Raw genomic sequence first — 26,556 nt, 5'->3', positions numbered from 1 at the left:
TTTAGGCAGCGGCGCACATGGAGGTGCTTTGCTGCCGACCCGTCCGGTTATGACTGCTTTGAGGTTTCCTTTAAAAATACAGCCGCAAACGCCGGAGAAAAAAACAAATCCACCGTGGAAAGTTTCCGATAAATTTAATATTTATCCTTTTACGGAACCGCTCGTCATACCTTCCACGATATGTTTCTGCATAGTGACAAAGATGATGCAGCTTGGAAGAATCAACAGGACTCCATATGCCATAATACTGTTCCATTTTGTGCCGTATTGATTCATAAATGTATAGATGGCCGATGTCATCGGGCGCATCACTTCTTTTGTGTTAAAGGTCATGGAATATGCCAGATCATTCCAGGCAAATACGAAGCTGAAGCATGCCGCGGTAATTACCGTAGGCTTTGAAATAGGAATCGCAATGCGGAAAAAGGCGGTAAGTGCATTACAGCCGTCTATTTTTGCGGCATCTTCCAGTTCTTTCGGCATACTAAGGAAACCCGGCCGGAGCATCAGGACAATAAACGGTATGGATATGGTCGCCGTGGACAAAATAGGCGCCCAATAGGAATTCAAGATTCCCAGCTTTGAAAAAATCAAAAATAATGGTGTCAGAACCAGAGAGGCGGGAAGCATCTGCGTAATGAGGAATATCAATACGAACACTTTCATTCCTCTCACTTTGTATCTTGCCAGACCATATGCCGCCGGAACCGACAGGCATAAGGACAAAAGCATAGAACCGGCCGCTATGATGACCGAATTCTTCATTGTGACAGACAGGCTTCCCAATTGGTCTTTATATGCTTTTAAAGTAAAATCTTCAGGCCACAACGTCGGCGTACCGGCAAAGATTTCGCTGTCCAGCTTAAAGGAATTAACTACAATCCAGTATAGCGGAAACAGGAAAATACAAGCGATGATTACGGCTGCCGCACTGAGTAAAATGTTTTTATGTCTATAAGTAAGGTGTGTATTTTTCATATGATAGCTGTTCTCCTTTCTTCCTGTACTTCGCTTATATCACTTCATCCTTTGAAATTGTTTTCAGGTATACTAACGCTACCAGAAACAAGCAGACAAACAATACATTGGCGACTGCCGCTCCTTCTCCGAAATGAAACAGCTGGAAGGACAGCTTGTAAGAATAAGTCGACAATACTTCCGTCGCATCCACCGGCCCTCCCCCGGTCATTACATATACCAGATCAAATACTTTGAAGGTAAGAACAAAGCCAAGAACCAATACGGACATAATTGTCGGTTTCAGAAGAGGAATCGTAATTTTGAAAAACTTCTGTGTTCCGCTCGCTCCGTCGATGGAGGCAGCTTCATATATGTCCCCCGGAATGTTATTCAATCCCGTAGTAAGCAGCAGCATATTGAAAGGAATCCCTACCCATGAATTAGCGATTATGAGTCCGAGCATTGCCGTATTTCCTTGAAGAAGCCATCCGATCGGCTGCTTGATTATATGTAAATTCATCAAAATAGTGTTGATGATACCATTGCTTTCTGCAAACATAAACTTAAATACAAGTGCGGTTACCGTGACCGGAAGCATCCAACTGATAACAATAAACCCTCTGATTGCCTTTGAAAGTGCAAACTTCTTAGCAAAAAACATCGCAAATAAAAATCCCAGCGAAAATTGAATTACCAGGCATCCGATCGTATAAACAAATGTGTGTAATAACGCTTTTCTAAAGGTTAAATCCATAAAAATTAACTTATAATTATTAAGCCCTACAAAGTCTCTTGCTGCGCTGCCCAATGTTTTTGCAGTCACGTCCTGAAGACTGATCATCCAGTTGTATGCAATCGGGTATCCTATAAATGTCAGCATATAAATAACCGCCGGTACAATAAAAAAATATCCGAGTATCTGTTCTCTTCTCTCCCGCTTATTTGACTGCATATTCAACCTTCCTTTCCAATGAGTGTTTTACAGTACAAAAAGTCCCATCACATCACAATTTATTATTGTACATGCGATGGGACTTTATCTTTTTATTTTGAACCTATAGCATCTATCTTAGCCTGAGCATCCGTCATTGCGGTATCCACATCTTTTTGTCCTGTGAACACTTCCTGCTGTGCGGTGTAAATTGCTGCGGAGATTTCCGGCCAATCAGGTGAAGGACCTCTGGACTGCGCACTCGGCATTACCTCCGCAAACACGGAATTAAGAGGATCGTCCGCAAACATTTCCTGTACATTTACATCGGCTCTCGGTGAAAAACGTCCGATGGATTTGCAAATATCCTGTGACTTTTCTTTGCTCGTAATCCAGGTTAAGAATTTCCATGATGCCTCTACATTAGCGCCGGTACAGATAGCAACATTCTCACCTCCGAGTACGGAAGCATATTCTCCGTTATCTGCCTTCGGAACTTTTGCAACGCCGTAAGCAAGGTCCGGAGCATCATCTGCAAGTCCCGAGAACTGCCAGGGACCGTTGATCATCATAGCTGCCTGTCCTGCTGCAAATTGCTTTTCAGCATCTGCCTGCGTCCAGTTCACGCATTCTCTGCTGATATAACCTTTTTCAATTAAGCCATATAAATATGACATGGATTCTTTAGAGCCTTCGGAAGCTAAATCGGTCACGCTTCCGCCTGAAGACAATAACCAGGGCATATACTGGAAGGTGCCTTCCTCATTACCGATTGCCGAAATAGCCAGTCCTTTACATGTATCTGTTGTCAATTTTTCACAAGCTGCTTCCAGTTCAGACCAGGTGGTGGGTACCTCTATCCCTGCCGCATCCAGCATTTCCTTGTTATAGAAAAGGCCCAGGCAATTGTTTCCCCACGGAAGTCCGTATAATTTACCTTCATAATAGCAGGAGTTAATAGAACCCTCCATGAAACTTGCATCTTCCCATGAATTGTAAAGGTCTGTGATATCCTCGAAAACACCCATGGACGCATAAGAATTATGATCCGGGTTATCCACCATGCCGCAATCCGGCAATTCTCCCGATACCACACCGATCGTGTATTGCTTCATGAGCTCATCTCTCGGTAAATATTGCGCTGTTACATAGATTTCATCCTGTGCATTGTTGAATTCTTCTACAGCCTGGTTCACATATTTTCCTTCTTTGTCTTCCGACATATAGTGCCAGAAAGTAATCTCCGTTCTTCCGTCTGCAGATGTCTTGTCGGTACCGGAATCGGTACCCTCGGTATTTTCATTTTCTACTGCCGTATTGTCCGCTGCTTCTGTTACCTTCTCCCCGGAAGCTGATTCCGTGCTGCTCCCGCATGCCATAAGTGTTCCGGCAACCATTGCCATTGCCGTTAATAATGCTATACTCTTTTTCATCTGTTACCCTCCTTCGTTTCTTTGTAACTTTAGTATAATCGCTGGAAAGCAAACAAAAAATTCCAATATTTTAAAAAAAGTGTATAAAATCTTTCTATTTTCTTTTATTTTTTTGTACATCTATTGCAAACTGCTTAGCTGAAACTCCTGTATATTCCTTAAATACTTTGGAAAAATATTTCTGATCCGAATACCCTACACTGCATGCCACTTCATAAATCTTCATATCAGTAGACAAAATAAGCTCCTTGGCTTTTTCTATCCGGACTTTTTTTAAATAGTTGGAAAATGTCATTTTTGTTTCTTTGGCAAACAAATTACTTATATATTCAGGCGTCAGTCTGAATTTATCGGCAAAAGTATCGAGCCCCAGACGCATGCCGTAACTTTCCTCCATAATCGCGATCATTTCCTTCACCATCCCCGAATATTCTTCTTCCGGCCGGCAGGCTTCTTCCTCTCCGTTTCCCGCCAGCTTGATCAGTAATTCCTTGACACTGGATATCGTTGCCGGCTTTAACAGATATTCTTTTACACCAAGCCGTATTCCTCTTCTCGCATATTCGAAATCGGCATAACCGCTCAGTATTACAAATGTACAGACTGCTCCCATTTCCTTTGCCTGCTCAATCATTTGCAGACCGTCAATCTTGGGCATCTGGATATCGGTGATCACAATATCAGGCTCCAAATCCTGAATCATTTTAAGGCCCTCATATCCGTTTTCAGCTTCCCCTATTACCTTACACCCCATATCCACTTTATTAATAAGGCTTCCAAGGCCCTGTCTGATTCTGAATTCATCTTCTACGATAACAATCGTTTTCATCGCCTATCTCCTTCTCTCGTCTTGTCTGTTCGGTATGATCAGAATAAATTCGCTGCCTTCACTAAGCTTACTGTTAACAATAATCTCCGCTTCTTCCTGATAATATATCCTCAGCCTGTGGATGACATTGCTGATCCCTATACGCTTGCTGTTAAGAGGGCCTTTCTCCTCTATTTCTTGTGTAATCTCAGCAACGACCTCGTTCTCCATGCCGCAGCCATTGTCCTTGATACGGATTTCGAGTTTTTCATCCTGGCGGACAAAAGCTTTCACATAGATCATTCCGCCTTCCTTTACCTCTTCAAAAGCATGCAATATCGTATTTTCAATGATAGGCTGCAAGAGCATTTTATAAATAGGAAATTCCATCGCTTGCTCAGTAATATCATAGCTGCAGTCAAATGAATCATGAAAACGGTCTCTTTGGAGAAAAATGTATTTTTTCAACCAGCTGATCTCCGCTTCCAGCACTACTTCCATATCGATGTTGGAAACACTGTATCTCAAAAGGCTTCCTAATGTTCCCAGCATATCGCTGATTTCCACCTCATCATGTTCAATAGCTCTCCAGTTAATGGAATCCAGTGTATTGAAAAGGAAATGAGGGTTGATCTGAGCTTCAAGGGCCTTTATCTCCGCATGCTTCTGGCTGATTGCTGCCGCCTTGATCTCCTCATTTCTCTGACGGAGCATTTCTACAAGGGAATTAACCCTTTCCGTCATCTTATTGAACTGTCTGACGATTACATATAGCTCATCCTTTTCATTCACATCCACATCGATCTTATCTTCGCCTATCCCTTCATAATCATGGATACCCTGTGCTATCTTCTGGACAGTTCCTATATACTTTCTCGATGCAAAAAACACAATCAAAAAAAAGAAACAGGTAACCGTTATCATGAGAATAAAGACCACACTTACCAGATGATAGATATCTTTTCTGTATACGGCGGTATCAATAATATTTACAATTGTCCAATCAGTTCCCTCTATCTTTTTTCTATTCTCCGATATTCTTTTGATATTACCGAATTCATCATCCAGATAGTCGTTATAATTCTTATTTAAGTAAGAGTTTTGAACCCCGGCAATGATTCTGTCCTCACCATTCAATATTACCGTAGTAATTCCGTTTGCTTCTTTTCCGTTCTCCCTGCTCTCATCGCCTTCATCAAACAAAAGTACATCATCATCCAGCGCCATAACCAACACGCCTTTTTGCTCTTTTGTCTTGAGATGTTTTACCGGGTAACCCATCATTATAACATAATCATCTCTTCCTTCCGTATTGCTTAAATTAACGGAAGCTATAAAAGATAATTTCTGTTCTTTATTGATTTTATCGTAAATTTCTTCTCTTTGCTCCGGATCCGCCCAAATACTTTCGTTCATACTGCCATACCATTTTGAATAGGTTACATACTGCCCGTTATCCGCGACAAAAGCGGCGCTCCGGATGCTCTGGTAGGTATAAACGCTCCTTCGAAGCAAGGTCTCCATAGCGGCTCCATTTACCAGAAGGTCCTCTTCATCTCCTTTATTAATGCTGTCAGCCAGCTTAATGCATTCGTTATTGATGAGTAGTTCATACAAAACGCCCTTCAGGGCGTCCATCCTTTCCTGAACAACAACCTCATGCTGTCTTGTATTCTGCTCTACAAGACTGTAGGCACCTTTTAAAATGCTGTTGTAGTACATGATGCTTGCAGAAAAGGTTATGATGATGATCGGAAGTACAGCCATAAGCAAGTACACGATGATAACCTTTCTTTGTATGCTGGATTTCCTTCCAAAAAGACCTTCCATGTATTCTTTCATGCTTATTATATCCCTCTCAGCCTTTGTTGCTTTTACATATTTGCATAATAAACCTTTGTCTATTTTCAGTCTATTATACACTATCTCCTTCTATTTGCGAATTATTTGACTGGTGACACGTCAACTAAAATAATTTTAGTTTATTAAATATAAATTGAATTTTTATGGTAAAGTATGTATATTAAACATAATGAACTGATTTATGTTTAAGAAATAATGTAATTAAAATGCGGAGGTTAGATATGGCTGTTATGAAAGATGTTGCAAAACTTGCAGGAGTATCCGTATCAACAGTAAGTTTTGTGTTAAACGGGACAGCAAAAGAGCATAAGGTGGCGGACGGTACTGCCCTGAAAGTAGTAAAAGCCGCAAAACAACTTGGGTATAAAATAAATTCCTCAGCTTGTGACACAAATGGAGTACATGTATGGCAGCCTACAATTACCTTTTTTATGCCTGTGGATTCTGTATGGATGGATATGAATGTCATTATTGCAAGCATCAATAAGCACAGAAAGCAAATAGGACGCGATTATAATCTTTTACTGTGTCCGTATGAAAAAAATCACTTGAAGGATAAGCTCGAAACAGTGCAGCGGTCGGCCTATGATTCGGCGGTAATCAGTATCGAAAGTGAGACTGATTTGAAAACTCTGGAAGAGCAGGCAGAAGACTTGCCCTTTGTAATATATAACTATATAAGTAAGAAATATCCCAGCGTTTCCTATCTGGCTGATGAAGCAATTGAGAAAGCAGTAAAAATGATCGTTGCAAAAGGTTATCGTAATCTGCTGGTCCTTTCAGGCAGTGACAGCTGGCAGCACGGAGACGAGTATCTCAATATGTTCATACGGTGCTGTAAGAACAGTGGGATCTATCTTCTAGAAGAGAACTTTATTGCTACGGAAAATACTATGATCGGAGGAGCCATCGGTGCACGCCATATTTTAAATATGGAAACAAAACCGGAAGTTATCATATGTATGAACAGCACATTGGCTTTTGGCGCCATACCACTTCTGGCGCGCAATCACTTTCTGATTCCCAGAGACGCCGAATTACTTTGCTTCGGCTCATCCGGAGACGCAGATCATATCGTGAATTATATTCCTTCCTTATCTATGATAGCAAGACCGATTGATGAAATAACAATGAAGGCCTTTGATATTGCACTTCATCTGATGGAAGGCAATGGTGCAGAACCGGTACACTATACGTGTTCTTGCGACTTATTGCTACACGACAGTTTTTCTTTATAAGGTATACGGTATATTGACGGAAAAAATTGCTATTAAAAATATTTTAATAAACTTTAGCTTTTAGTTGACAGAATTCTCCTCATAAAGTATAATCCATTCTAAGTTAGGCGCATCTAACCATGAATGGATTATATTTTATATAAAGGAGAGCAAATATGTATATGCGACAAAAAAAAATCAGATTAGGCCTTATGGCACTTTTAGCTATTACTACCGTTTTTACAGCCTGCGGCAGCAAGGCAACCGTTAATGAAATAACAGAAGAAACAGGCGATAAGGCAGCAGTCGAAGAAGCCGCTGTTGAAGAAACTGCCGGAGAGGATACCTCTAAAGATGCTGCTTCAAAGGACGCTGCCGTTACATATCCTGTTACTATCACACATGCTTTTGGTGAAACCGTTATCGAAAGCCAGCCGGAACGTATTGCGACCATATCCTGGGGCAATCAGGATGTTCCCCTCGCTTTGGGAGTTGTTCCCGTCGGAGTTTCAAAAGCGAATTTCGGAGCAGTTGATGAAAACGGCCTTCTTTTCTGGACAGCAGATAAGTATAAAGAACTCGGAACAGAAGAGCCGGTGGTCTTTGATGATACCGACGGTCTGGATTATGAAGCGATCAGTGATACGGCACCGGACGTAATTTTAGCGGCATATTCCGGAATAACGCAGGAAGAATATGACTTGTTAAGTCAGATAGCTCCTGTTATTGCATACCCTGAATACCCTTGGCAGACCTATTGGAGAGAGCAGACTCTTCTGGATGCCAGAGGTATGGGAAAAGAAGCGGAAGCAGAAGTGTTGATTGCCGAAACGGAAGATTTAATCAACACGAAAGTTGCTGAGTATGAAAGCTTACAGGGCAAAACAGCTGCCTTCTTCTATTTTAATGCTTCCGACTTAGGTACGTTTTATATTTATCTGCCTACAGATCCGCGCGCATCCTATTTAATGGACCTTGGGTTTGAATTCCCTGAAAGTGTACTTCAGTTAGCGGATGACCCCAGCGCATTTACTGTTACTATTAGTGCAGAGAATATTGATGCCTTAAAAGATATCGACATGATTGTAACATACGGTGACGATTCCGTACTTCAAGCCTTACAGGCAGACAGTCTGGTAGGACAAATACCGGCAGTTGCAGACGGAGCTTTGGTAATGCTCGATTCAACGACAGCACTTACAGCATCTACTACTCCTTCCGTATTATCAATTCCGGCTACTATTGATGAGTACCTTGCATTGTTAAATGAGGCGGCAGAAAAGGTAAATGAAAATATCCAAGAATAAAATTGTTATTTTTTTAAGTTCCATAGGTATCGTGTTATGCGGCCTGCTTTCTCTGGCGGCAGGCTCTCGAAATGTTCCGGTAAGCGATGTTCTTGCGGCACTTACCGGCGCAGGCGGAGATTCTTTTACGGTCAGTGTAGTGCAGGCAAGAATTCCAAGAATGGTCTTTGGCATAATAGCAGGAGGGGCACTCGGCGTATCGGGTGCCCTTATGCAGTCTATCACGAGAAACCCGATAGCAGATCCAAGCATACTGGGCGTAAATACCGGCGCTTCTTTATTTGTTGTATGCGGTATTGCATTTTTTAATATCAATCTGCCGAATCAGTACATCTGGCTGGCGTTAATCGGAGCAGGAGCTACGGCTGTGTTTGTGTATGCAATCGCCGCTGTCGGAAACGGAGAGATTACACCAATTAAACTGGCCTTATCAGGGACTGCCACAAGCATTGCATTATCTTCTCTGGTCAATACGGTTATGCTGCCCAAATCACTTGTTATGGACGCTTTTAGATTTTGGCAGGTCGGAAGCATCGGCGGTACCGGCTGGGATGATATAAAGATTATGGCCCCATATCTGGCAATAGGTTTCCTGATTGCCATCCTATTGATTCCCTCTTTGAATTCTCTCGCTCTTGGAGATGAAATAGCAACAAGTCTGGGAACCAATATAAAACTGACTCGAGGATTAGGCGCTTTCGCAGGAGTACTGCTATGCGGTGCAACAACAGCTTTGGCAGGCCCCATTGGCTTTGTGGGCCTAATGATTCCCCATTTCATGCGGATCATATTCGGTCCTGACTTAAAGTACATTATTCCTATGTCTGCAATCGGCGGAGCAGGCCTCTTAATTGTGTCCGATGTAATAGGGCGGGTAATCGGAAGCCCCGGCGAACTTGAAGTAGGAATCATAACAGCCTTTTTGGGTGCCCCCTTCTTTATTATGATTGCCCGGAAAGCGAAGGTGAACTCTATATGATATCGAATTCTACAAAAAATTTAATAATGAGCGGGTACCATAAGAGACGCCGCCAGCATATTGTGGCAGTTATTGTACTGCTTGTTCTTATTTTTCTCCTGTCAATATTCATGCTTATATACGGAAATACGATTTATTCTCCCGATGTGATATACAGGGTATTAAGAGGAGAAGAAATAGAAGGTGCGGTATTTACGATAAAAACACTGCGGCTGCCCAGAATGCTCACCGGCATTTTAGCTGGTATGGCATTTGGCATGGCTGGAAATACTTTTCAGACTTTACTCAGAAACGATTTGGCGAGTCCTGATATTATAGGTGTCACCGCCGGTTCCGGTTTTGCAGCCGTTTTCTGTATTTTAGTGCTGCATATGAGCGGTGAAACTGTATCAATTATATCACTTATAGCGGGGCTTGCCGTAGCCGTCAGTATCTACTTGCTGTCACAGGGAAAAAGCTTTTCCAAGGTCCGTTTGATTCTTATCGGGATAGGAATTCAGGCAATGCTGAGGGCCGGAATATCCTTTGTATTACTGAAAGGAGCCCAATATGACGTAGCCACAGCTCTCCGCTGGCTGAACGGGAGCTTAAACGGCGTTCAGATGGACGGAGTACCGAGCCTATTTGCGGTAGTTATCATTGGGGGCTTTGTGCTCACATTATTTGGAAGGCATCTGAAAGTGATGCAGCTGGGAGATGAATCTGCCGCCACTATGGGAGTAAAAGTAAATATAATGTATCTGGTACTTATATTGGGAGCCGTATTCTTAGTTGCATTTGCCACTTCTATCACAGGCCCCATTGCATCTGTAGCATTTTTGTCAGGTCCTATTGCATCCAGATTGGTCGGAAAAAGCGGAGTAAATACGATATCTGCCGGTCTGGTAGGCGCATTGCTCGTACTTGCCGCAGATTTGGTCGGGCAGTATGCTTTAGGAACAAGATATCCGGCAGGTGTTATCACGGGCGTATTGGGCGCTCCTTATATGCTGTTTTTATTGGTACGGGTTAATAGCAAAGGAGGAAATGGATCATGAAAGAACATTTATTGTCGGCAGAAAAGGTGATTGCCGGTTATGACAAAAAAATTATTATAGATGGGATAGATATTTGCGTTCCAAGCAATAAAATCAGCGTTATAATCGGAGGGAACGGCAGCGGAAAATCTACGTTACTGAAGACTCTGTCAAGACTGATCAAACCGGAAGGAGGGAATATTGTATTGGACGGCAAAAAGATAGAATCCTATCCATCAAAGCTGCTGGCACAAACCCTGGGGCTGCTGCCTCAGTCTCCGGTAGTTCCGGAAGGTATTACGGTATTTGATTTGGTTTGCCGGGGAAGGTTTCCTTACCGTACTATAATGAAAAGTATGAGTAAAAGTGATTACGATGCTGCCTTAGAAGCTCTTGAAGTTATGGGAATCGCGGAACTTGCTAACCATAGTGTAGATAAGCTTTCAGGAGGACAACGGCAAAGAGTGTGGATTGCACTGGCGCTGGCCCAGCAGACGGATATTCTGCTCTTGGATGAACCGACCACATTCCTGGATATCGCCTATCAGGTGGAAATTCTGGACTTGCTGACAGAGCTGAACAGGACAAGAGGGATTACTATCGTAATGGTATTGCACGATATCAATCTGTCTGCACGATATGCGGATTATCTGTTTGCAATCCGTCAGGGAAGGCTGATCGTAGAGGGAACTCCGGCCAAGGTCATTTCACCCGAACTAATAAAAGATATTTTTGGACTCGACTGCTGCGTAATAAATGATCCGGTTTCAAATTCCCCCTTGTTATTCCAATCGGAAAGTATCACCGCTGAATACGAAAATATTCGGACACATATTGCTTGGTTTTCTCGTTCCAAGATCCACTGCAGACCACCTTTCCACCATCCATGAAAATGAAATAATCGCAACAGGAGCTACCTTTTCCGTCTAAACGGTTGATGTCTTTTTGTTTTTTCATTTTGCATAGTTCCTTTCTGAAAAGAGACTTCTTAATTGTTCAGACTGTTTTAACTGCCCATGTCATGCTCTCGTTTTGCAGCGCATATAGCCGATGATATAACCCTTTTTTCTCCATAAGCTTATCATGTGTTCCTTCTTCCAGTAAACGGCCCTCTTTAAGCACAATAATATTATCGCATTCCACAATGGACCTCAGTTTATGGGCAATAATCAGTACTGTTTTATTTTCAATCAGTGTTCCGATTGCTTCCTGAATTTTTGTCTCATTTTCAGGATCGATGGATGCAGTGCTTTCGTCCAGAAGAATAATGGGAGCATCCTTCAAAAATGCACGAGCAATGGACAACCGCTGACGTTCGCCGCCTGACAGCGTTTTTCCATTCTCACCGATTACGGTATCGTACCCCTGCGGCAACCGCTCGATAAACTCGTCGCAGCGAGCCAGCTTTGCTGCGGCAACGATCTCTTCTTTTGTAGCATTCTCCTTGCCGATCCTGATATTGTTAAAGATGGTATCATTGAATAAAACTACATCCTGGAAAACAATGGAATAATTCTTTAGCAGAGCTTCCGGAGAAACAGAATTGACATTAACGCCGCCGATGGATATGCTTCCGCGCTGTATATCCCAAAAGCGTGCAGCCAATTTGCACAGGGTGCTTTTCCCGCAGCCGGACGGTCCTACAAGAGCTGTGATCTCGCCCTGTCTGGCAGTAAAGGAAACGTCGTGGATCACATCTTCTTGATTGTAGCCAAAGCTGACATGGTCAAAGGAAATGTCAAATTGCGACAGATTTATATTTTCGTTTCCGTTCTGCTCGGGATAGTCCAGCAGAGTGCGAATCCTCCCTGCGCTGACCAGCGAATAAATCAATTCGCCAAGCATTTCACACGCTCTTGTCAGCGGCTCATAGATTCTTGCAGCGATGAACAGGAAAAACAAAAATGTGAGTATACTGATCTCACGCGAAATCAACAGCGCCGAGCCGGTGATAATGACAAATCCCAGTCCAATGCGCATAACATTATAGGAAATGGAAATCGATAGCCCTGCCAGAAGCTCATGCAGGACAAGGCCGGGAATAATTCGCTTGATTTTGTATGCCATCCCCTTTTGATAGTCACCCATTTTCTGCGAAGTCCGAAGCACCTTTATATTTTCAAGATATTCCTGCAAACCGTCGCTGATATTCAGCTTCTTTTGTTTGTTCCTCTTATTTGCGCCCTCAGAAATCGCTTTGGACATCGACATAGAGATGGCGGCAAGGGGCAGGCAGGCGGCAAGGCTTAGTGCCAGGCGCCAGTCATAAATAAAAAGGATACCGATAGTGATAAATCCGGAAAGCAAGCCGCTGATCAGCTCTGTCATAACCGTGGCAAGCGTATTTGCAGTAACCGCGACATCATCCATAATGACTGAGGTCAAATCGCTTAAATCCCTCTTACCAAGATAAGAAAGGGGAAGCCGCCGTATTTTATCAGCCAGTTCCATGCGTAGGCGCATGTCCTCTCTGCCGGAGGTGGAATACTTTTTGCGATAGGTGATCTTATAGGTTACAAAGATTACGCCCATGAGGACAAAGGCAGCGATCGAATAACCCCAAAGCGGAATAGCACCCTGTGTATACCCAAAGTAACGGCTCACCATCTCATTTGTCACAAGTGCCAATAGGATTACCGGCAGCAAGGCCGCCAGATTGAAAAGAGTCATGAAAAAACTGGCTTTTAAAATAGACCGATTTGCACCGGCGCTTAAACGATAAATATTCTTAAACATATTTTTTCCCTCCAATCCGCCAGGAAATGCTGCTTTGATACTCTTCATACATATGGGTGTAAACGCCTCCCGCTTTCAGCAGCTCGGCATGGGTTCCTCGTTCTGTAATTTTCCCGTGCTCCAGCACACAAATTTGGTCAGCGTGGATAACGGTAGACAGGCGGTGTGCAATCATAAGCACTGTCTTTCCCCGAAGCAGCTCGTCCAACGCCATTTGGATCAGATACTCGTTTTCCGCATCGGCAAATGCCGTTGCCTCGTCGAGCAGCACTACAGGAGCATCCTTCAAAATTGCGCGTGCCAATGCGACACGCTGCATTTCTCCCCCGGAAAGGTAGACACCTTTCGTACCGATTACCGTATCGGCACTATGGGGAAGCTTCTCTAAAATGTCATCGCATTGAGCCAAATGAAGTGCGCGCAGTACATCCTCCCGCGAAACTTCGGGCGTATAAAAAGCCACATTGTCCAGAATAGACATTTTAAAAAGACTGGTATCCTGAAATACAATGCTTACCTGTTTCATCCACTCATCATAGTCCATATTTCTGACATCTACACCGCCAACTTTGAGGGAGCCGCCCTGTACATCCCAGAATCGAGCAATGAGATTGGCTATCGTGCTTTTGCCACCGCCGGATTCGCCTACCAAGGCAGTAATCGTTCCTGGTTCTATGGTAAGGGACACATCATCCAGTGCTTTTTCTGCGCCATCCTCGTAGGCAAAGGATACATGATCCAGTGTAATGTCATAGTTTAATGGTATTCGGGGTTCCCGGGTTTGCGGCAGAGATTTCTCATTCATAATTTTATCGATGGCATCCAGAGATGATTTTGCAACCATCAGATTGGATGCACTTTTCATAATCCTATTTAAGATCGTAACAACGGCGGGAATCAACACGGCAAAGAAAATAAAGCTCAGAATCATACGTTCGGTATTTCCGCCAAAATTAAAGAGAATAATCCCTCCCGGTATTAAAAAAAAGAAAATTCCGTTAATGACCGTATTGTATGCGCTGTCACTATTCTCCATAGACAGCGCATATTTGATTATATAATCGCTGTATTCTTTTACAGATGCTTTATAACGCCGGAAGGAATCGGCCGTCTGTCCGAAAGCCTTTACAACCGAGATCCCCCGTACATACTCCGTCGCTGCGTTACTGATATCTTCTGCTGATTTTTGGTATTGCTTTGCCAGACCCTCACTTGCGCCTTTAAGCATAGAAGCAAGAATCCCAAAGCCGATCAAAATGGGAAGCAGGCAAACTACAGACAAACGCCAATCATATATAAACATAAACACCAGAAAAGCAACAGGCAAAACCAACGACTGAACAAAATCCGGTATTTGATGCGCAATAAGAGTTTCCAGATTATCTGTATTCTTTTCAATGATTTTCCTTTGCTTTCCACTCGGATTAATGGAGTGGTATCCCAAGTGGAGCGCTCCTGTATGATCGATCAGCTTGATTCGAAGCCCCGCCACTGTGTTATATGCTGTGATGTGGGAAAACAGCAGTGCCATACCATACAACCCGAACGACATAGAAATCAGGAAAACAGCCTGCCATCCCAGTTGCGCCAGTCCGGCCTGATCCAATTTTGAAAAATCTCCCAATGACTGCACAATTTCCTTTGCAACATTATAAACACAAACAAATGCACTTAAATTTACTACAGCAGCAATTGCAGCCATAAGCGCAGAAACCGCCATCGTTATTTTGTACTTTCCCATATAACTGAACAAGCGAAAAAACACACTCTTTTCTTTCATTACGTTACGTCCCTCCTAATCTCCGTTCAAGTTAGCTAAGACTAACTGTTGCCGTAAAAGCAAATGCCCTTAAGCGGCATTTGTTTTCTAGTGAAGAATATCAGCCCATCCGGCATTAAAGAAATATTGAAGCTGTTCTGTATATATTCGGGCATCTTCACGGCTCATATTGTGAATAACAGGTTCGAAAAGTCCATTTAAATGCGCGGTAATCAGTATATGGATAATTTCAGGTGTCACTTTTTTTCCTAAGATAATCGCTTCACGGTTCGTTTCTTTAATGAACCGCATGGTAGACGCCACGAGAATATCCACTAATTCGTGCAGATAGTTCTCATAAGAGGAGCCCCTCGAGGACTCTATCAGTAACTTAAATACATCAAAATTCCGGTAAACAAAATCAATAAAATTCACAAAATCATTGGTCTGCGATTTGGGAGCAAACGCAGCATTATTTTTTTCGTTATCCGGCAAATTATGAAAGTCGTCATTGACACCTTTGAGCAATTCCTTAAATTGATCTGCCACCGGAGAAACCAACGCACAAAACAACTCATCTTTTCCTGAATATCTTTTATATAATGCTCCGGAGGTCACTCCTGCGTTTTTACATATTACATTCGTAGAAGCTTTTTCATAACCACAAGATAGAAATTCATTTTTCGCGGATTGCAAGATACGCGGGTCAATACTTGTATCGGGCTTTGACATATATGATTTTTCTCCTTGGATATTACCACTATCGATAGTACTGCTATCAGTATAATGTTTTATCTCTATTTTGTCAACAACTTCTACTTCTTATCCATAATCTTGCAATATATTACCGCTGCTACCGTACTTAAACAAGTGGCTACAAGTGCCGGCGCAATTACGGCAGTCGGATTAGCGCTTCCGTACTGGCTTCTGTATACGATCATATTTACCGGTATTAATTGCAGAGAAGAGATGTTTAGTATGAGAAAGGTGCACATTTCCCTGCTTGCCGAGCGGATTTTTTTATCTCCGGTATATTCCGGATTCCCTCTCTCTCTTTCCAGCTGCGCCAATGCTTCCATGGCCTTGAGCCCTGCCGGAGTGCAGGCCCATCCCAGCCCCAATACATTTGCTATAATATTCGTGGATATATATTCCCTTGCCGCATGTTCCTTGGGTATGCGCGGAAACATAAAGGACATGAACGGTTGGATGCCGTCGGTCATCTTCCGAATCAGTCCGGAGGTTTGAGCAATCTGCATCAGACCGACCCACAAAGACATAACGCCCATCATCGTAATACATAACGACACCGCCTCGCCTGCAGAGTTCAGGGCTGCGTTGCTCACAGCCTTTATATTTCCCGTAAGCGCTCCGTAAATCACTCCAATAATAATCATAATCGCCCAGATATAGTTTAACATATGAATCACCATCTATTTGTTTGACTAAACTATATTCGCGCCCCCGTTCATATATTCCGGCAAAGATTACATATCCGCTTCTTTGTGCATCCGCGCAGCTCTATCATATTTTATTCTACGTTCCTATGCCTGCTTTCCATATCCTCATGAGAAATCTGAAGCTTTTCTTCCAATAGCATAACAATGATATCGAACAGCATGAATAAATGCTGTTCAAAAAGATTTCCCATCGGCTGAATGGAATGAACCGCCCGATCGTCCGTTCCGTTAAACACGCTTGCCGGAACGAAAAGAATATAATCTGCCAAACGAGGGGTTATTTCATTCGGCGATCCTGTTACGACTGCAATTTCTGCTCCCGTTTTTTTCGCTTGTTCCACAACATAATGGATATGTCCTATTTTACCCGATCCATTAGTCGCTATAAATAAGTCTCCCTTCATCATTCCGGGAGTTGTATCATCCCATATCCAATGTACTTCTTTGCCCAAATGCATTAACCGCATTGCAAAAGCCCTGCTGGCTGTGCCTTCCCGTCCTACTCCCATTACAAAAATGCGATTTGCTCTTTCAATCGCATTCATTAAGTCAACTACTTCCTTCAAGTCCTGCTTTTCAAATGCCAGCCTGTGTTCGTCTAATATAGCCTTGCTTAATTCGTCATATCGTATTGCTGCATCCATGTATTTTTCTCCTTTCACCAATTACACCATATGTACTTCATCTTGTACTTAATATCTGTTATGCTTTCGCCTTCATGCTCATCTTAAGTTTTTTGTATTCACTGTATTTACCGATAATATGATTCAATCCGAGTACGCAGACTAACATGATTCCCCAGATCAACTTCTTTGTATAAGGCGATAAAGACATGATTGTAAATGCGCTGGACATTACCTGCATCAGCAAAATAGCGATTACAACTCCCTGAACCTTTCCTTTTCCGCCGTTCGGATCAATTCCTCCCACTACGCACACAATCATAGTCTGCAATAAATAGGAATCTCCATATCCCACTTTCGCAGAATTTACACGGCTCAATATAATAATACCGGCAATACCGGCAAGCAGTCCCGTCAATAGAAAAGTGCTGATACACATTTTTTCATTATGAATCCCACTAAATCTGGCCGCTACCGGATTTCCTCCGTACAGGTAAAAGTTCCTGCCAAAGGATGTATAGGTAAGCACCAGGCCCACGATAACCGCCGCTCCAAGGAATATCCAAAAAATAACGGGCAGCTCCAGCAATTTAGCCTTTGCTATCAGCGAAAATTCCGGGATTAAGTCGCCGACACTCGCGCCGCCGGTTACTGCCATTCCTATACCCTGAAATAAAGTCATGGTCCCCAGCGTTGCTATCAGCGGAGGTGCAGAAGTTTTCGATATCAATATCCCGTTGAATGACCCGAATAAGAGGCTGCATACTATCGCAAAGATAAGTGCTAAAATGATTCTTGCTGCCCCGTCCGTTCCAAACGACAATTGTCCGTTTAGCACATACGCCGTAAAAATAGCTACTGTATTGGCATTCGCTATAATAGACAAGTCAATGCCACCCACCATATTCGATAACATCATTGCTAATGCTAAAAAGCCAAATTCAGGCACTTGAAACAGCATGGACTGAATATTATTAAGCGATAGCAAAGACGGACCGATAATTATCCGAAGCGTAATGAATATCACAAATGTCAATGTCACTAAAATACTCAAGTTCAAATCACGGTTCATATATTCTCTTATTTTTTTCATCATATGCCTCCTATTCCGTAAATATCAAATGGCTTCTGTTTTTGATTCTTTCCTGATAGGAAGTTATCGCAACAGAAACTACTAATATTGCTCCTACAAACAGATTGTTCCATGAGGAAGACAAGCCGATCAATATTAGCGTAGAGTTCAAAAGGTAAATAATAGTAACTCCCAGAATTGTGCCGAATATTTTACCCTGACCGCCCGTTATCTTAGTTCCTCCAATTACCACAGCCGCTACGACCATCAATTCATTGCCAACCAGCTTATTCGGATATAACGCATTGATCTGCGCTACATAGATAATGCCCATAATGCCTGCTAAGAATCCCGAATACGCATATACGAACAACCGGATTTTAAAAGGATTAAATCCTGCTCTCCTTGCAGACTCCTCATCATTTCCGATAGCAACGATACCTCTTCCTATCATCGTCTTATAGAGGATCAGCCACGTTGCAATTCCTATTAACAAAACAGGAACAAGCGATATTGTTAATCCTACCGCTCCATCCTCCGTTACGATCTTGAATATGGTTCCCTGTCCGAATTCATGCAGGCACTCCGGCAAGACTCCGGCACCAAATGATTTATCGCTGATAAAAGTCGTCATAACACCATGATATAAATTTTGTGTACCTAATGTAATAATAAACGGCGGCAGCTTCAGCCAGTTAATCAAAAGAGCGTTTATTAAGCCCAGCCCTATTCCGATCATTCCTGAAAAAAGAAAAGCAATTCCTAAGTTATCAATTCCCAATGCAATCATGACATTAATGGTCGTATAACTGCCAAACAGTGCGATTGCCATAAAAGAAACATCGATTCCTCCGGATATCATTACTACCAGCAAACCGATAGCAACAATCATCGTTGTGGAAGATGTTCTTATAATGTCAAATATCGTTTCAAAATGAAGAAATGCCGGATTTTTAATACTAACTAATATACTGTATATAATAATAATTAAGAGAAGTATTTTCTGAAATTGATCCACTTTCTTGGTCTTCATTACATTGCCTCCTTTATTTCCGTATTTTCCCCGCTGCTGATCAGATCGCTTATCTTCTGTGCGGCATCCTTTTGATTCAAGTCATCTTCATTTAATGTCACAACGCATTTTCCTTCCGCCAGTACAACGATCTTATTGCAATTTGCCATGAGCTCCTGAATCTCATCGGAAATAAAAATAATCGCCATGCCGTCATCGGCAAACTTATGTATCTGTTCATAAATTTCTGCTTTGGAGCCGATATCGATACCCACAGTGGGCGTATCCATGATGAATACCTTCGGTTTGGTCGCAATCCATTTTCCGATTACTACCTTCTGCTGATTTCCCCCGGAAAGTGTTCCTATTATCGTATCGATAGAAGGAGTTCTGACCTTTAATTCCTTTACACATTCCTCCGCTAATTTTTCTTCCTTTTTTCTGTTCAGAATCCCTCGGTTCGATAAGGCATTTACTAAGGCGGAAGACACATTTTCTTTAATTTTTCTTTCGATAAACAAGCCTTGATGGAAACGGTCTTCCGGAAGCAATGCAATGCCGAATTCCTTCGCCTTCATCGGAGAGTTGATCTTAACCTCTTTTCCCTCCACCTTAATACGTCCGCTCTGGGTTCTGTTCAGACCGAATAATGACATAGCCAGTTCGGTTCTGCCGGAGCCTAACAACCCCGTAAGGCCGATAATATCTCCCTTTCTTATTGAGATGCTAATATCTTCATATTGATTCTTACGCGTCAAATGTTCAATTTCCATAATCGGCTGATTATCCTTGCACTTTCTATGATACCTCGGATATTCTACCTCACGTCCTGTCATATAATGCGACAGGCTCTTCTCGTCCAAGTCCTTACTGCTGAAATCACCAATCTTTTCACCGTTTCGAAAAATAGTGATCGTATCTGCCACCGAAAATATTTCATCCAGTTTGTGGCTGATAAATACGATTGCCAATCCTTTTTTCTTCAGCTCGACAATAATTTTCAGCAGCCTTTCTACTTCCTTCTTGGTCAATGCTGTGGTAGGCTCGTCCATAAAGAGGATTTTTGCATCCTGTGCCAGCGCCCTGCAGATTGCCGTCAGCTGCCTGTTTGCCATAGAAAGCTCTCCGACTGTCTGATTCATATCAATAGATACACCTATTCTATCCAATTGTTCCTTTGCAATTTTTTTTATTTCTTTCCAGTTCACGACCTTTTTCTTCTCAAAGCTCAATTTGCTTATCGCAATATTTTCAGCAACAGTCATATGTTGGAACAAGGACAAATCCTGATAAATAACTTGAACCCCTTCCTTCATTGCCTGATAAGGAGTTAATGCATGGTAAGTATTCCCATTTAATATGATCTCTCCTTCATCCGGGGTATGAACTCCTGAAATATTCTTTACCAGCGTCGATTTTCCGCATCCGTTTTCTCCTGCAAGGCAGTGGATCTCTCCTTTGTTTATGGATAAGTTTATTTCCTTGAGTGCCTTTACGCCGATAAAAGATTTGCTTAGATTCTTCACGCACAGTATTTGTTCCATTCTATTACCTCCATCTCTTCTTTCCTTTTACAAAAAAACAGAGAACGGCTACCACGCCGTTCTCCATTTCTACCTTATCATGTGATAGCAACCTGTCATATGGTGTGTTTAGAAATTATAATCATCTACATTCTCTGCCGTAAATTCTAACGGTGCAAAGCCATAAGCAATATTGTTCTCAACATTAACACTTTCATAGCCTGTAATTTTTAAGTCTGTCCCTGTTTCTACTCCCTGACCGGAAGCTAACAGATAAGCCGCATAGCAGGTTGCATAACCTGCATCCGCCGGTCTCCATGCTAATCCGTGTGCCATAGAACCATCTTTTAAATAGGTAGAGGACATGGAAGGCAGTGCCAGAGAGACAACAGGAATTGTCGTCGCCTTATCTTTTTCCAGCAACGCTTCACATATTCCGCCGCCCTGTGCGGAGCAATCAAAGAATCCGTTAATATCTGGATAAGCCTTTAGAATTTCAAGAGTCTTATCATGGGCTCCTTCTACACTGTTTCCGTCTTCATAAGGTTCCTCCGTAACACATTCCATATCCGGATAATTTGCTTCGATGTATTCTACTGCCGCCTTATACCATGCCATATGTGTTTCCATAGTAAGTCCGCCGACAAAACCGGCATATTTGCCCTTACCGCCCATAGCTTCCGCTAAGCTTTTTCCGAATAACTGTCCGAACTCTTCATTAATAAAAGCTTCTACATCCAAATCAACTTTGTCTGCCGTACCCGGTGCTTCATGAGTTACTACTACAATTCCGGCTTCTCTCGCTTTTTCAATCGTCGGCACTAACGCCTCCGGATCATTGGGTACAACGCATATCGCATCTACTCCTTGCGCTATTAAATCTTCCATAATAGCGATCTGGCTGGCAGCATCACCTGTTTCAGGCACCTGAACCGATACGTTGAGTCCCGTATCCTTTTGCAGCTGTTCAACGCCCGTTACCATATCATCAAACCAGGAATCACTTTGTTTTACTACCATAACAACTTTGTAATCCGCCGGATCGGCCGATTTATCCACCGCCTCAGCCGGTGCTTCTGCCGTTTCAGCCGTTGCTTCCGCCGTCGTATTATCTGCGGCTGCGTTGTCTGCAGCTGCCGGCTGATTACTGCTTCCGCATCCTGCTAACATAGATGCAAACATTGTCATGCACATGAGCATTGCCATCATCTTTTTCATTTCATTTTCCTCCTTGTTGTAAGCTTTGCTTTATATATACATTATACGAAATTCTTCCGTTTTTCCTATTCAATTATCCGTTGTCGTTTTTCAAATTTCCGACCTGTTTTTTCAACTTTGGAAATAACCTTGTAATAAAAAATGGGATAGATTATAATCTGTCCATACAGGGTATTATACCATCGTTTGACAAGGGCATGTAAGACCTTGTCAAACGATGGTAACGTATCCTAACTAGTGAAAGGCTTGGAATTATGAGGAGAATCTTACAAAATCTGGAGCACAAATTAAGTTATTTATCGCTTAATACCAAAATTATTTTTATTATTTTCGTAGTATTATTTATTAATGTAGCCGCTTCCCTCGTAAGTATCGATATGGTTTTAAAATCCAGCAACCGTTTATTGTATGAATCGTTGCAGGGCTCATTAAATTATACTGCCGAAGATATTTCTTTTAAATTATCCAATGTAGAGTCGATGTCAAGTTCTATTCTATCGAATCAAAATATACGCAAGAATCTAATCGCATTAGATGAAGAAACCTCTGAAATCGGAATACGGAACATTAATAACACTTTAAAATATTTAATCAGCGATTATTACCAGACATATAAATTAAATAATATCAGTTACATTAATTTATATAATCCATGTTTTGTTACTTATAGTTATGAGAGCAAAAGTACTTCCACACCGGATGATATTCATCAGGCAGTTATCCAAAAAGCCAATCAAAATTCAGGCTATCCTTGCTGGGTAACCGATTACTGCAATACCTATGGTCTCTTCCTCGGACGAGATTCAAGAAAGATCAATAACCTGAAATATGAAACGATAGGCACCTTGGTTGTTTCTATCGACATGGAAAGAATGATTAAATCTTCGACCCAGTCGTTATTGGATACGGATTTTGCCCAGTACATTATATATGACGGGGAACACGAAATCTTCCATTCCAAATCCCTGGATACCTCCACCGTGGCATCGATTCAAACATCCCTCTCTGAAAATTACGATGTGCTTAAGATCGGAAAAAACAAATACTTTTGCGTACGCGGAACTATTTCTAATCCGGCATGGGATTATATTTGTTTAATTCCATATGATTATATTTCAGACACCATCAATATGTCCATGTTTCTTTCTTTAGGCGTTATACTTTTCAGTGTAGCGATGTCCTTAATCCTTTCCAGATTATTGATTCGCTCTATTATGAAAGATTTTTATCTCCTTATACAGAAAATGGATGCCTTTGGAAAGGATGAATCGAAATTACCCGATATAGGCGGTCATTATGAACACCGCAAAGATGAAGTCGGAATGCTTCATAATCAATTCGATCAAATGACTATCAAGCTTCAGCTTCTGATCCAGGAAAACTATGTGAATGAAATTCTAAGAAAAGATGCTAAAATAAAGGCTTTGGAAAGTCAAATCAATCCACATTTTCTATACAATACTTTGGAATCGGTAAATTGGAGGGCAAAAGCGATTGGGGAAAAAGAAATCTCACTTATGATCGAGTCGCTCGGTTCCCTGTTGCGCGTTACACTCAGCAATAAGGATACCCAGCATACCGTTGCTGACGACTTAGATATTGTAAAATGCTATATGAATATTCAAAAAATACGTTTCCCTGACAGATTATCCTTTACAGAAAATATAGATCCTTCCATTCTTTCAGTTGAAATTCCACTGCTTATTTTGCAGCCCCTGGTAGAAAATGCTATTAACTATGGTATGGAAGAAAGTATCGATGTATGTCATATTGAAATAGAAGGACACGTTTACGACGAAACGGTATTTATAAGTATCATCAACAGCGGTTCACAATTCGAGGAACGCCTTTTGGAAAAGCTAAATAATCAGGAAGTAATCCCACATGGTTTTGGAATCGGACTTCTGAATATCCATCAGCGAATTCAGCTTACCTACGGTTCCTCATACGGATTGAATTTATACAATAAGGATGAGGATACTGCCGTCGCTCAGGTAACCATTCCGGTGGATAAAATATAAAAAATAGGAGTATAAGTTTATATGTTAAAACTATTAATTGCAGATGATGAAAAAATAATACGGGAAACTATCTCAAAATTAATTGATTGGAAAAGTCTGGGGATCTCATTGATGGGAACTGCTAAAGACGGAATAGAGGCATATAATATGATTCTGGACGAATATCCGGACATTGTACTTACAGATATCAAAATGCCCGGCCTATCCGGGCTGGAGTTGATTCAAAAAATTTATGCAGTCAACAAGGATACCCAATTTATTATTTTGACCGGATATAGTGATTTTGAATATGCAAAAAAAGCGATGCAGTATGGAGTGCGCTATTACCTTCTTAAACCCTGCAATGAGGATCAGATTATATCCAGCTTAAAGGATGTGATACACGACCACTATGACAAGCTTGCGACCAGAAGAAATGCGCAGGATAATTTGCCGCTCCTTAACCAATTCAGGCAAAATCTGCTCATTAATCTAATCAATGATGGTCTTACCTCTCAAGTATCCTTATCCAAGGACAGCTACGTTCCTTTTCATAAAAATTACAGCAAATATTTGGATTTCTATACCACTCCATATGAGGTATGCTATTTTTATTATCTTTTAGAGGAGAATATGCAGAATGCGATTCAATTAATTGAAAACTATCGTGAAATGAATTCTCCCGGCATTCCTTTTCATTATCTTTATGTGCATAATACTCTTGTATACTTTTTTCCTTCGTTCAGTCCTGCATATGAAGAAATGGACACATTTATGTCCGTGCTTAAACTCCCTGAACAAGACACTGAAATCCTATACCGGAGAACTTCCTTTGATAACTTTGAATTAGCTCTAAACAAACTCATTCATCATATACGCCTTTATGAACAAATTATATATGCCGACGGCACAACATTAACAAGAATCAGCAATTATCAAAATATTATCCGCGAAGTCCAAAACTATACTGCACAAATTTATGTAAATGATCGGGAAGAATCCGCAAAGGCTATTCATTCATTGCTCAGTGTTCTGCAGGCCATAACTGACATTAATTTTTTAAAGCAGTTGGTTTCTTCCGTTATCGTTATATCTTCTTCTAAGAATATATCTTACCACGCGCTTTCCGCTGCTGAATTCCTGGTAGGAGTAGGTTCTTCCGCCGACTGTCAGGAAATTACAGGCTCTCTCGAACAGTTATTGAAGAATCTTTATCACAAATATCATTCTTATACTGCTGCCGGTACTATTAGTGCCAAAATACAGACTTATGTACAAGATCATTTATCCGATCCGGATCTTTCCTTAAAGTGGATTGCCGATAATTATCTTTATATGAATGTAGATTATGTAAGCAAAAAATTCATTAAAGAAACGGGAGAAACTTTCTCTAAGTATTTAACCGATGAGAAGGTTAAAAAGGCCAAAGAACTTCTGGCGGAAAAGAGGCCTGCAAAAATTCAGGAAATTGCAGAGCTTGTCGGCTGCGGAAATAATCCGCCGTATTTTAATCAGATATTTAAAAAAAGTACGGGATTATCGCCAAGTGTTTATATGAAAAAAATTCATGGCGATATATAGAATGGGAAAATCCTTTTTCCTTACCATTCGATTACGGCGGTTCCCCACGTAAGCCCGGCTCCAAAGCCAGACATGACTATCTTGTCTCCCGGGCGGAGCATTCCCTTCTGATTCATCTCATCCAAAAGAATGGGCACGCTTGCCGCGGATATGTTTCCGCAATGGTCCAGACTCAACGGGAATTTATCTTCACTCACCTTCAGGCGCTTTGCCACGGACTGAATGATTCTGATATTCGCCTGATGAAGTACAAAATATTTAATATCCTCTGTTTTCAGCTGCGACATTTCAAGCACCTTTATAATAGATGAAGGCACCGTACTCACTGCGAACTTATATACTTCCTGACCATCCATTGATACATAACCAAGTTCATAGGGATTCTGAATCAGTGGATTATTATTTACACGATCCCTGCACGCAAGAACACTTCCCTTCGCTCCATCAGATCCCTGAGTAAAGGCAAGCAAGCCCCCCCTGCCTCTTCCTTCCATTTCTCTCTCTCCCGACTCTCCGTCCGCATATGTACGCACTACGGCTGCTCCCGCTCCGTCACCAAAAAGGACACAGGTGCTTCTGTCGTTCCAGTCCATAATCTTCGACAGTGTCTCCGCTCCAACGATAAGCGCCGTTTTATAAATGCCTGACTGCAAGTAAACGTAAGCAGTATGGAGCGCGAACATAAAGCCCGAGCAGGCAGCATTCACATCGAACGCCACCGCATTTGCCGCCCCAAGTTTTGCCTGCACTTCGCAGGAGGTAGATGGAGTTACATAGTCCCCGGTAATTGTCCCTACAATAATCAAATCGATTTCATCCGCACCGACTCCTGCATTCTTAAGCGCTTTTTGCGAAGCTTCCGCCGCCATGGAAGCCGTGGTCTCTTCCTTAGCCAGTCTTCTCTCCTTTATACCCGTACGGCTGGAAATCCATTCATCGGAGGTATCCATAATTTTTGATAAATCGTCGTTAGTTACCACATTTAAAGGGAGACAGCTTCCCGTCCCTATTATTCTCATCATACCAATAACCCTGCCTTTCTCACAAACTGCAAACTT

At 41.9% G+C, this 26,556-nt stretch carries 22 protein-coding genes; 7 read left to right on the top strand and 15 right to left on the bottom strand.

Translation table 11 applies throughout. The annotated features are described in order from the left end of the window. Positions 1–141 precede the first annotated feature (141 nt). The 5 genes from V6984_RS00790 to V6984_RS00770 form a co-directional block, all read right to left on the bottom strand. Complete coding sequence (locus tag V6984_RS00790; RefSeq protein ID WP_342757926.1) at positions 142–978, bottom strand: carbohydrate ABC transporter permease; 837 nt, start codon at positions 976–978, stop codon at positions 142–144. A 34-nt stretch (positions 979–1,012) separates the two neighbouring features. Beyond that, positions 1,013–1,912 (bottom strand): sugar ABC transporter permease, encoded by a 900-nt coding sequence (locus tag V6984_RS00785; protein WP_342757925.1) that lies wholly within the window; start codon positions 1,910–1,912, stop codon positions 1,013–1,015. A gap of 92 nt (positions 1,913–2,004) precedes the next feature. Then, positions 2,005–3,324 carry an ABC transporter substrate-binding protein gene (locus V6984_RS00780; protein WP_342757924.1) on the bottom strand — a complete coding sequence of 440 codons (1,320 nt, stop codon included), beginning with the start codon at positions 3,322–3,324 and terminating at the stop codon, positions 2,005–2,007. Positions 3,325–3,418: 94 nt separating this feature from the next. Continuing rightward, positions 3,419–4,153: a response regulator transcription factor gene (locus V6984_RS00775; protein WP_342757923.1), complete on the bottom strand. Its 735-nt coding sequence runs from the start codon at positions 4,151–4,153 to the stop codon at positions 3,419–3,421. A gap of 3 nt (positions 4,154–4,156) precedes the next feature. Continuing rightward, entirely contained in the window at positions 4,157–5,974 is a 1,818-nt protein-coding gene (locus V6984_RS00770; protein WP_342757922.1) for a sensor histidine kinase, read from the bottom strand. A gap of 242 nt (positions 5,975–6,216) precedes the next feature. Between V6984_RS00770 and V6984_RS00765 the strand changes: the two genes are divergently transcribed. The 5 genes from V6984_RS00765 (at position 6,217) to V6984_RS00745 (ending at position 11,404) form a co-directional block, all read left to right on the top strand. Beyond that, entirely contained in the window at positions 6,217–7,233 is a 1,017-nt protein-coding gene (locus tag V6984_RS00765; RefSeq protein ID WP_342757921.1) for a LacI family DNA-binding transcriptional regulator, read from the top strand. Positions 7,234–7,388: 155 nt separating this feature from the next. Beyond that, positions 7,389–8,519 (top strand): iron-siderophore ABC transporter substrate-binding protein, encoded by a 1,131-nt coding sequence (locus tag V6984_RS00760; protein ID WP_342757920.1) that lies wholly within the window; start codon positions 7,389–7,391, stop codon positions 8,517–8,519. Beyond that, on the top strand, positions 8,500–9,498 hold the full coding sequence (locus tag V6984_RS00755) for a FecCD family ABC transporter permease (protein ID WP_342757919.1): 999 nt from the start codon (positions 8,500–8,502) through the stop codon (positions 9,496–9,498). Before V6984_RS00760 ends, V6984_RS00755 begins: the two co-directional genes overlap by 20 nt. Positions 9,499–9,524: 26 nt before the next feature. Continuing rightward, positions 9,525–10,535, top strand: a complete 1,011-nt coding sequence (locus V6984_RS00750) for an iron ABC transporter permease (RefSeq protein WP_342757918.1) — start codon at positions 9,525–9,527, stop codon at positions 10,533–10,535. Then, a complete protein-coding gene (locus V6984_RS00745) occupies positions 10,532–11,404 on the top strand; it encodes an ABC transporter ATP-binding protein (RefSeq protein WP_342757917.1) in 873 nt (290 codons plus the stop codon). The genes V6984_RS00750 and V6984_RS00745 overlap by 4 nt, the downstream gene beginning before the upstream one ends. Positions 11,405–11,510: 106 nt before the next feature. Here V6984_RS00745 and V6984_RS00740 read toward each other — a convergent pair whose 3' ends face one another. From V6984_RS00740 to V6984_RS00700, 9 genes are all read right to left on the bottom strand, one after another. After that, the gene (locus V6984_RS00740) at positions 11,511–13,250 is read right to left on the bottom strand and encodes an ABC transporter ATP-binding protein (protein ID WP_342757916.1); all 1,740 of its coding nucleotides are present in this window, start codon (positions 13,248–13,250) and stop codon (positions 11,511–11,513) included. After that, positions 13,243–15,030, bottom strand: coding sequence for an ABC transporter ATP-binding protein (locus tag V6984_RS00735; RefSeq protein ID WP_342757915.1), 1,788 nt, complete (start codon positions 15,028–15,030; stop codon positions 13,243–13,245). Before V6984_RS00735 ends, V6984_RS00740 begins: the two co-directional genes overlap by 8 nt. A gap of 87 nt (positions 15,031–15,117) precedes the next feature. Beyond that, entirely contained in the window at positions 15,118–15,741 is a 624-nt protein-coding gene (locus tag V6984_RS00730; RefSeq protein WP_342757914.1) for a TetR/AcrR family transcriptional regulator, read from the bottom strand. An 83-nt stretch (positions 15,742–15,824) separates the two neighbouring features. Next, a complete protein-coding gene (locus V6984_RS00725) occupies positions 15,825–16,430 on the bottom strand; it encodes a nucleoside recognition protein (RefSeq protein WP_342757913.1) in 606 nt (201 codons plus the stop codon). Positions 16,431–16,540: 110 nt separating this feature from the next. Beyond that, positions 16,541–17,113 (bottom strand): 6-phospho-3-hexuloisomerase, encoded by a 573-nt coding sequence (gene hxlB / locus V6984_RS00720; protein WP_342757912.1) that lies wholly within the window; start codon positions 17,111–17,113, stop codon positions 16,541–16,543. A gap of 58 nt (positions 17,114–17,171) precedes the next feature. Next, positions 17,172–18,188, bottom strand: coding sequence for an ABC transporter permease (locus V6984_RS00715; RefSeq protein ID WP_342757911.1), 1,017 nt, complete (start codon positions 18,186–18,188; stop codon positions 17,172–17,174). Between the two features lie 7 nt (positions 18,189–18,195). Next, entirely contained in the window at positions 18,196–19,197 is a 1,002-nt protein-coding gene (locus V6984_RS00710) for an ABC transporter permease (RefSeq protein ID WP_342757910.1), read from the bottom strand. Then, entirely contained in the window at positions 19,197–20,720 is a 1,524-nt protein-coding gene (locus V6984_RS00705) for a sugar ABC transporter ATP-binding protein (RefSeq protein WP_342757909.1), read from the bottom strand. Before V6984_RS00705 ends, V6984_RS00710 begins: the two co-directional genes overlap by 1 nt. A gap of 108 nt (positions 20,721–20,828) precedes the next feature. Then, entirely contained in the window at positions 20,829–21,917 is a 1,089-nt protein-coding gene (locus tag V6984_RS00700) for a substrate-binding domain-containing protein (RefSeq protein WP_342757908.1), read from the bottom strand. A 254-nt stretch (positions 21,918–22,171) separates the two neighbouring features. Here V6984_RS00700 and V6984_RS00695 point away from each other — a divergent pair, with 254 nt between their 5' ends. Both V6984_RS00695 and V6984_RS00690 read left to right on the top strand, forming a co-directional pair. Next, positions 22,172–23,938 (top strand): sensor histidine kinase, encoded by a 1,767-nt coding sequence (locus tag V6984_RS00695; RefSeq protein ID WP_342757907.1) that lies wholly within the window; start codon positions 22,172–22,174, stop codon positions 23,936–23,938. A gap of 21 nt (positions 23,939–23,959) precedes the next feature. Continuing rightward, positions 23,960–25,498: a response regulator transcription factor gene (locus V6984_RS00690; protein WP_342757906.1), complete on the top strand. Its 1,539-nt coding sequence runs from the start codon at positions 23,960–23,962 to the stop codon at positions 25,496–25,498. Positions 25,499–25,518: 20 nt separating this feature from the next. On the opposite strand, the gene V6984_RS00685 is transcribed toward V6984_RS00690, so the two are convergent. Then, positions 25,519–26,520, bottom strand: a complete 1,002-nt coding sequence (locus tag V6984_RS00685) for a beta-ketoacyl-ACP synthase III (RefSeq protein ID WP_342757905.1) — start codon at positions 26,518–26,520, stop codon at positions 25,519–25,521. Positions 26,521–26,556 lie beyond the last annotated feature (36 nt).

Origin of the sequence: Kineothrix sp. IPX-CK, assembly GCF_039134705.1 — a bacterium.
GTDB lineage: Bacteria > Bacillota > Clostridia > Lachnospirales > Lachnospiraceae > Kineothrix > Kineothrix sedimenti.
Note: the sequence above shows the minus strand (reverse complement) of the source record. Positions and strands in the feature narration are given on the sequence as shown.

Excerpts from the sequence above, each read along its gene's own strand:
- V6984_RS00790 (WP_342757926.1), bottom strand. The coding sequence starts at position 978 with ATGAAAAATACACACCTTACTTATAGACATAAAAACATTTTACTCAGT.
- V6984_RS00785 (WP_342757925.1), bottom strand. The coding sequence starts at position 1,912 with ATGCAGTCAAATAAGCGGGAGAGAAGAGAACAGATACTCGGATATTTT.
- V6984_RS00780 (WP_342757924.1), bottom strand. The coding sequence starts at position 3,324 with ATGAAAAAGAGTATAGCATTATTAACGGCAATGGCAATGGTTGCCGGA.
- V6984_RS00775 (WP_342757923.1), bottom strand. The coding sequence starts at position 4,153 with ATGAAAACGATTGTTATCGTAGAAGATGAATTCAGAATCAGACAGGGC.
- V6984_RS00770 (WP_342757922.1), bottom strand. The coding sequence starts at position 5,974 with ATGAAAGAATACATGGAAGGTCTTTTTGGAAGGAAATCCAGCATACAA.
- V6984_RS00765 (WP_342757921.1), top strand. The coding sequence starts at position 6,217 with ATGGCTGTTATGAAAGATGTTGCAAAACTTGCAGGAGTATCCGTATCA.
- V6984_RS00760 (WP_342757920.1), top strand. The coding sequence starts at position 7,389 with ATGTATATGCGACAAAAAAAAATCAGATTAGGCCTTATGGCACTTTTA.
- V6984_RS00755 (WP_342757919.1), top strand. The coding sequence starts at position 8,500 with ATGAAAATATCCAAGAATAAAATTGTTATTTTTTTAAGTTCCATAGGT.
- V6984_RS00750 (WP_342757918.1), top strand. The coding sequence starts at position 9,525 with ATGAGCGGGTACCATAAGAGACGCCGCCAGCATATTGTGGCAGTTATT.
- V6984_RS00745 (WP_342757917.1), top strand. The coding sequence starts at position 10,532 with ATGAAAGAACATTTATTGTCGGCAGAAAAGGTGATTGCCGGTTATGAC.
- V6984_RS00740 (WP_342757916.1), bottom strand. The coding sequence starts at position 13,250 with ATGTTTAAGAATATTTATCGTTTAAGCGCCGGTGCAAATCGGTCTATT.
- V6984_RS00735 (WP_342757915.1), bottom strand. The coding sequence starts at position 15,030 with ATGAAAGAAAAGAGTGTGTTTTTTCGCTTGTTCAGTTATATGGGAAAG.
- V6984_RS00730 (WP_342757914.1), bottom strand. The coding sequence starts at position 15,741 with ATGTCAAAGCCCGATACAAGTATTGACCCGCGTATCTTGCAATCCGCG.
- V6984_RS00725 (WP_342757913.1), bottom strand. The coding sequence starts at position 16,430 with ATGTTAAACTATATCTGGGCGATTATGATTATTATTGGAGTGATTTAC.
- hxlB (WP_342757912.1), bottom strand. The coding sequence starts at position 17,113 with ATGGATGCAGCAATACGATATGACGAATTAAGCAAGGCTATATTAGAC.
- V6984_RS00715 (WP_342757911.1), bottom strand. The coding sequence starts at position 18,188 with ATGATGAAAAAAATAAGAGAATATATGAACCGTGATTTGAACTTGAGT.
- V6984_RS00710 (WP_342757910.1), bottom strand. The coding sequence starts at position 19,197 with ATGAAGACCAAGAAAGTGGATCAATTTCAGAAAATACTTCTCTTAATT.
- V6984_RS00705 (WP_342757909.1), bottom strand. The coding sequence starts at position 20,720 with ATGGAACAAATACTGTGCGTGAAGAATCTAAGCAAATCTTTTATCGGC.
- V6984_RS00700 (WP_342757908.1), bottom strand. The coding sequence starts at position 21,917 with ATGAAAAAGATGATGGCAATGCTCATGTGCATGACAATGTTTGCATCT.
- V6984_RS00695 (WP_342757907.1), top strand. The coding sequence starts at position 22,172 with ATGAGGAGAATCTTACAAAATCTGGAGCACAAATTAAGTTATTTATCG.
- V6984_RS00690 (WP_342757906.1), top strand. The coding sequence starts at position 23,960 with ATGTTAAAACTATTAATTGCAGATGATGAAAAAATAATACGGGAAACT.
- V6984_RS00685 (WP_342757905.1), bottom strand. The coding sequence starts at position 26,520 with ATGATGAGAATAATAGGGACGGGAAGCTGTCTCCCTTTAAATGTGGTA.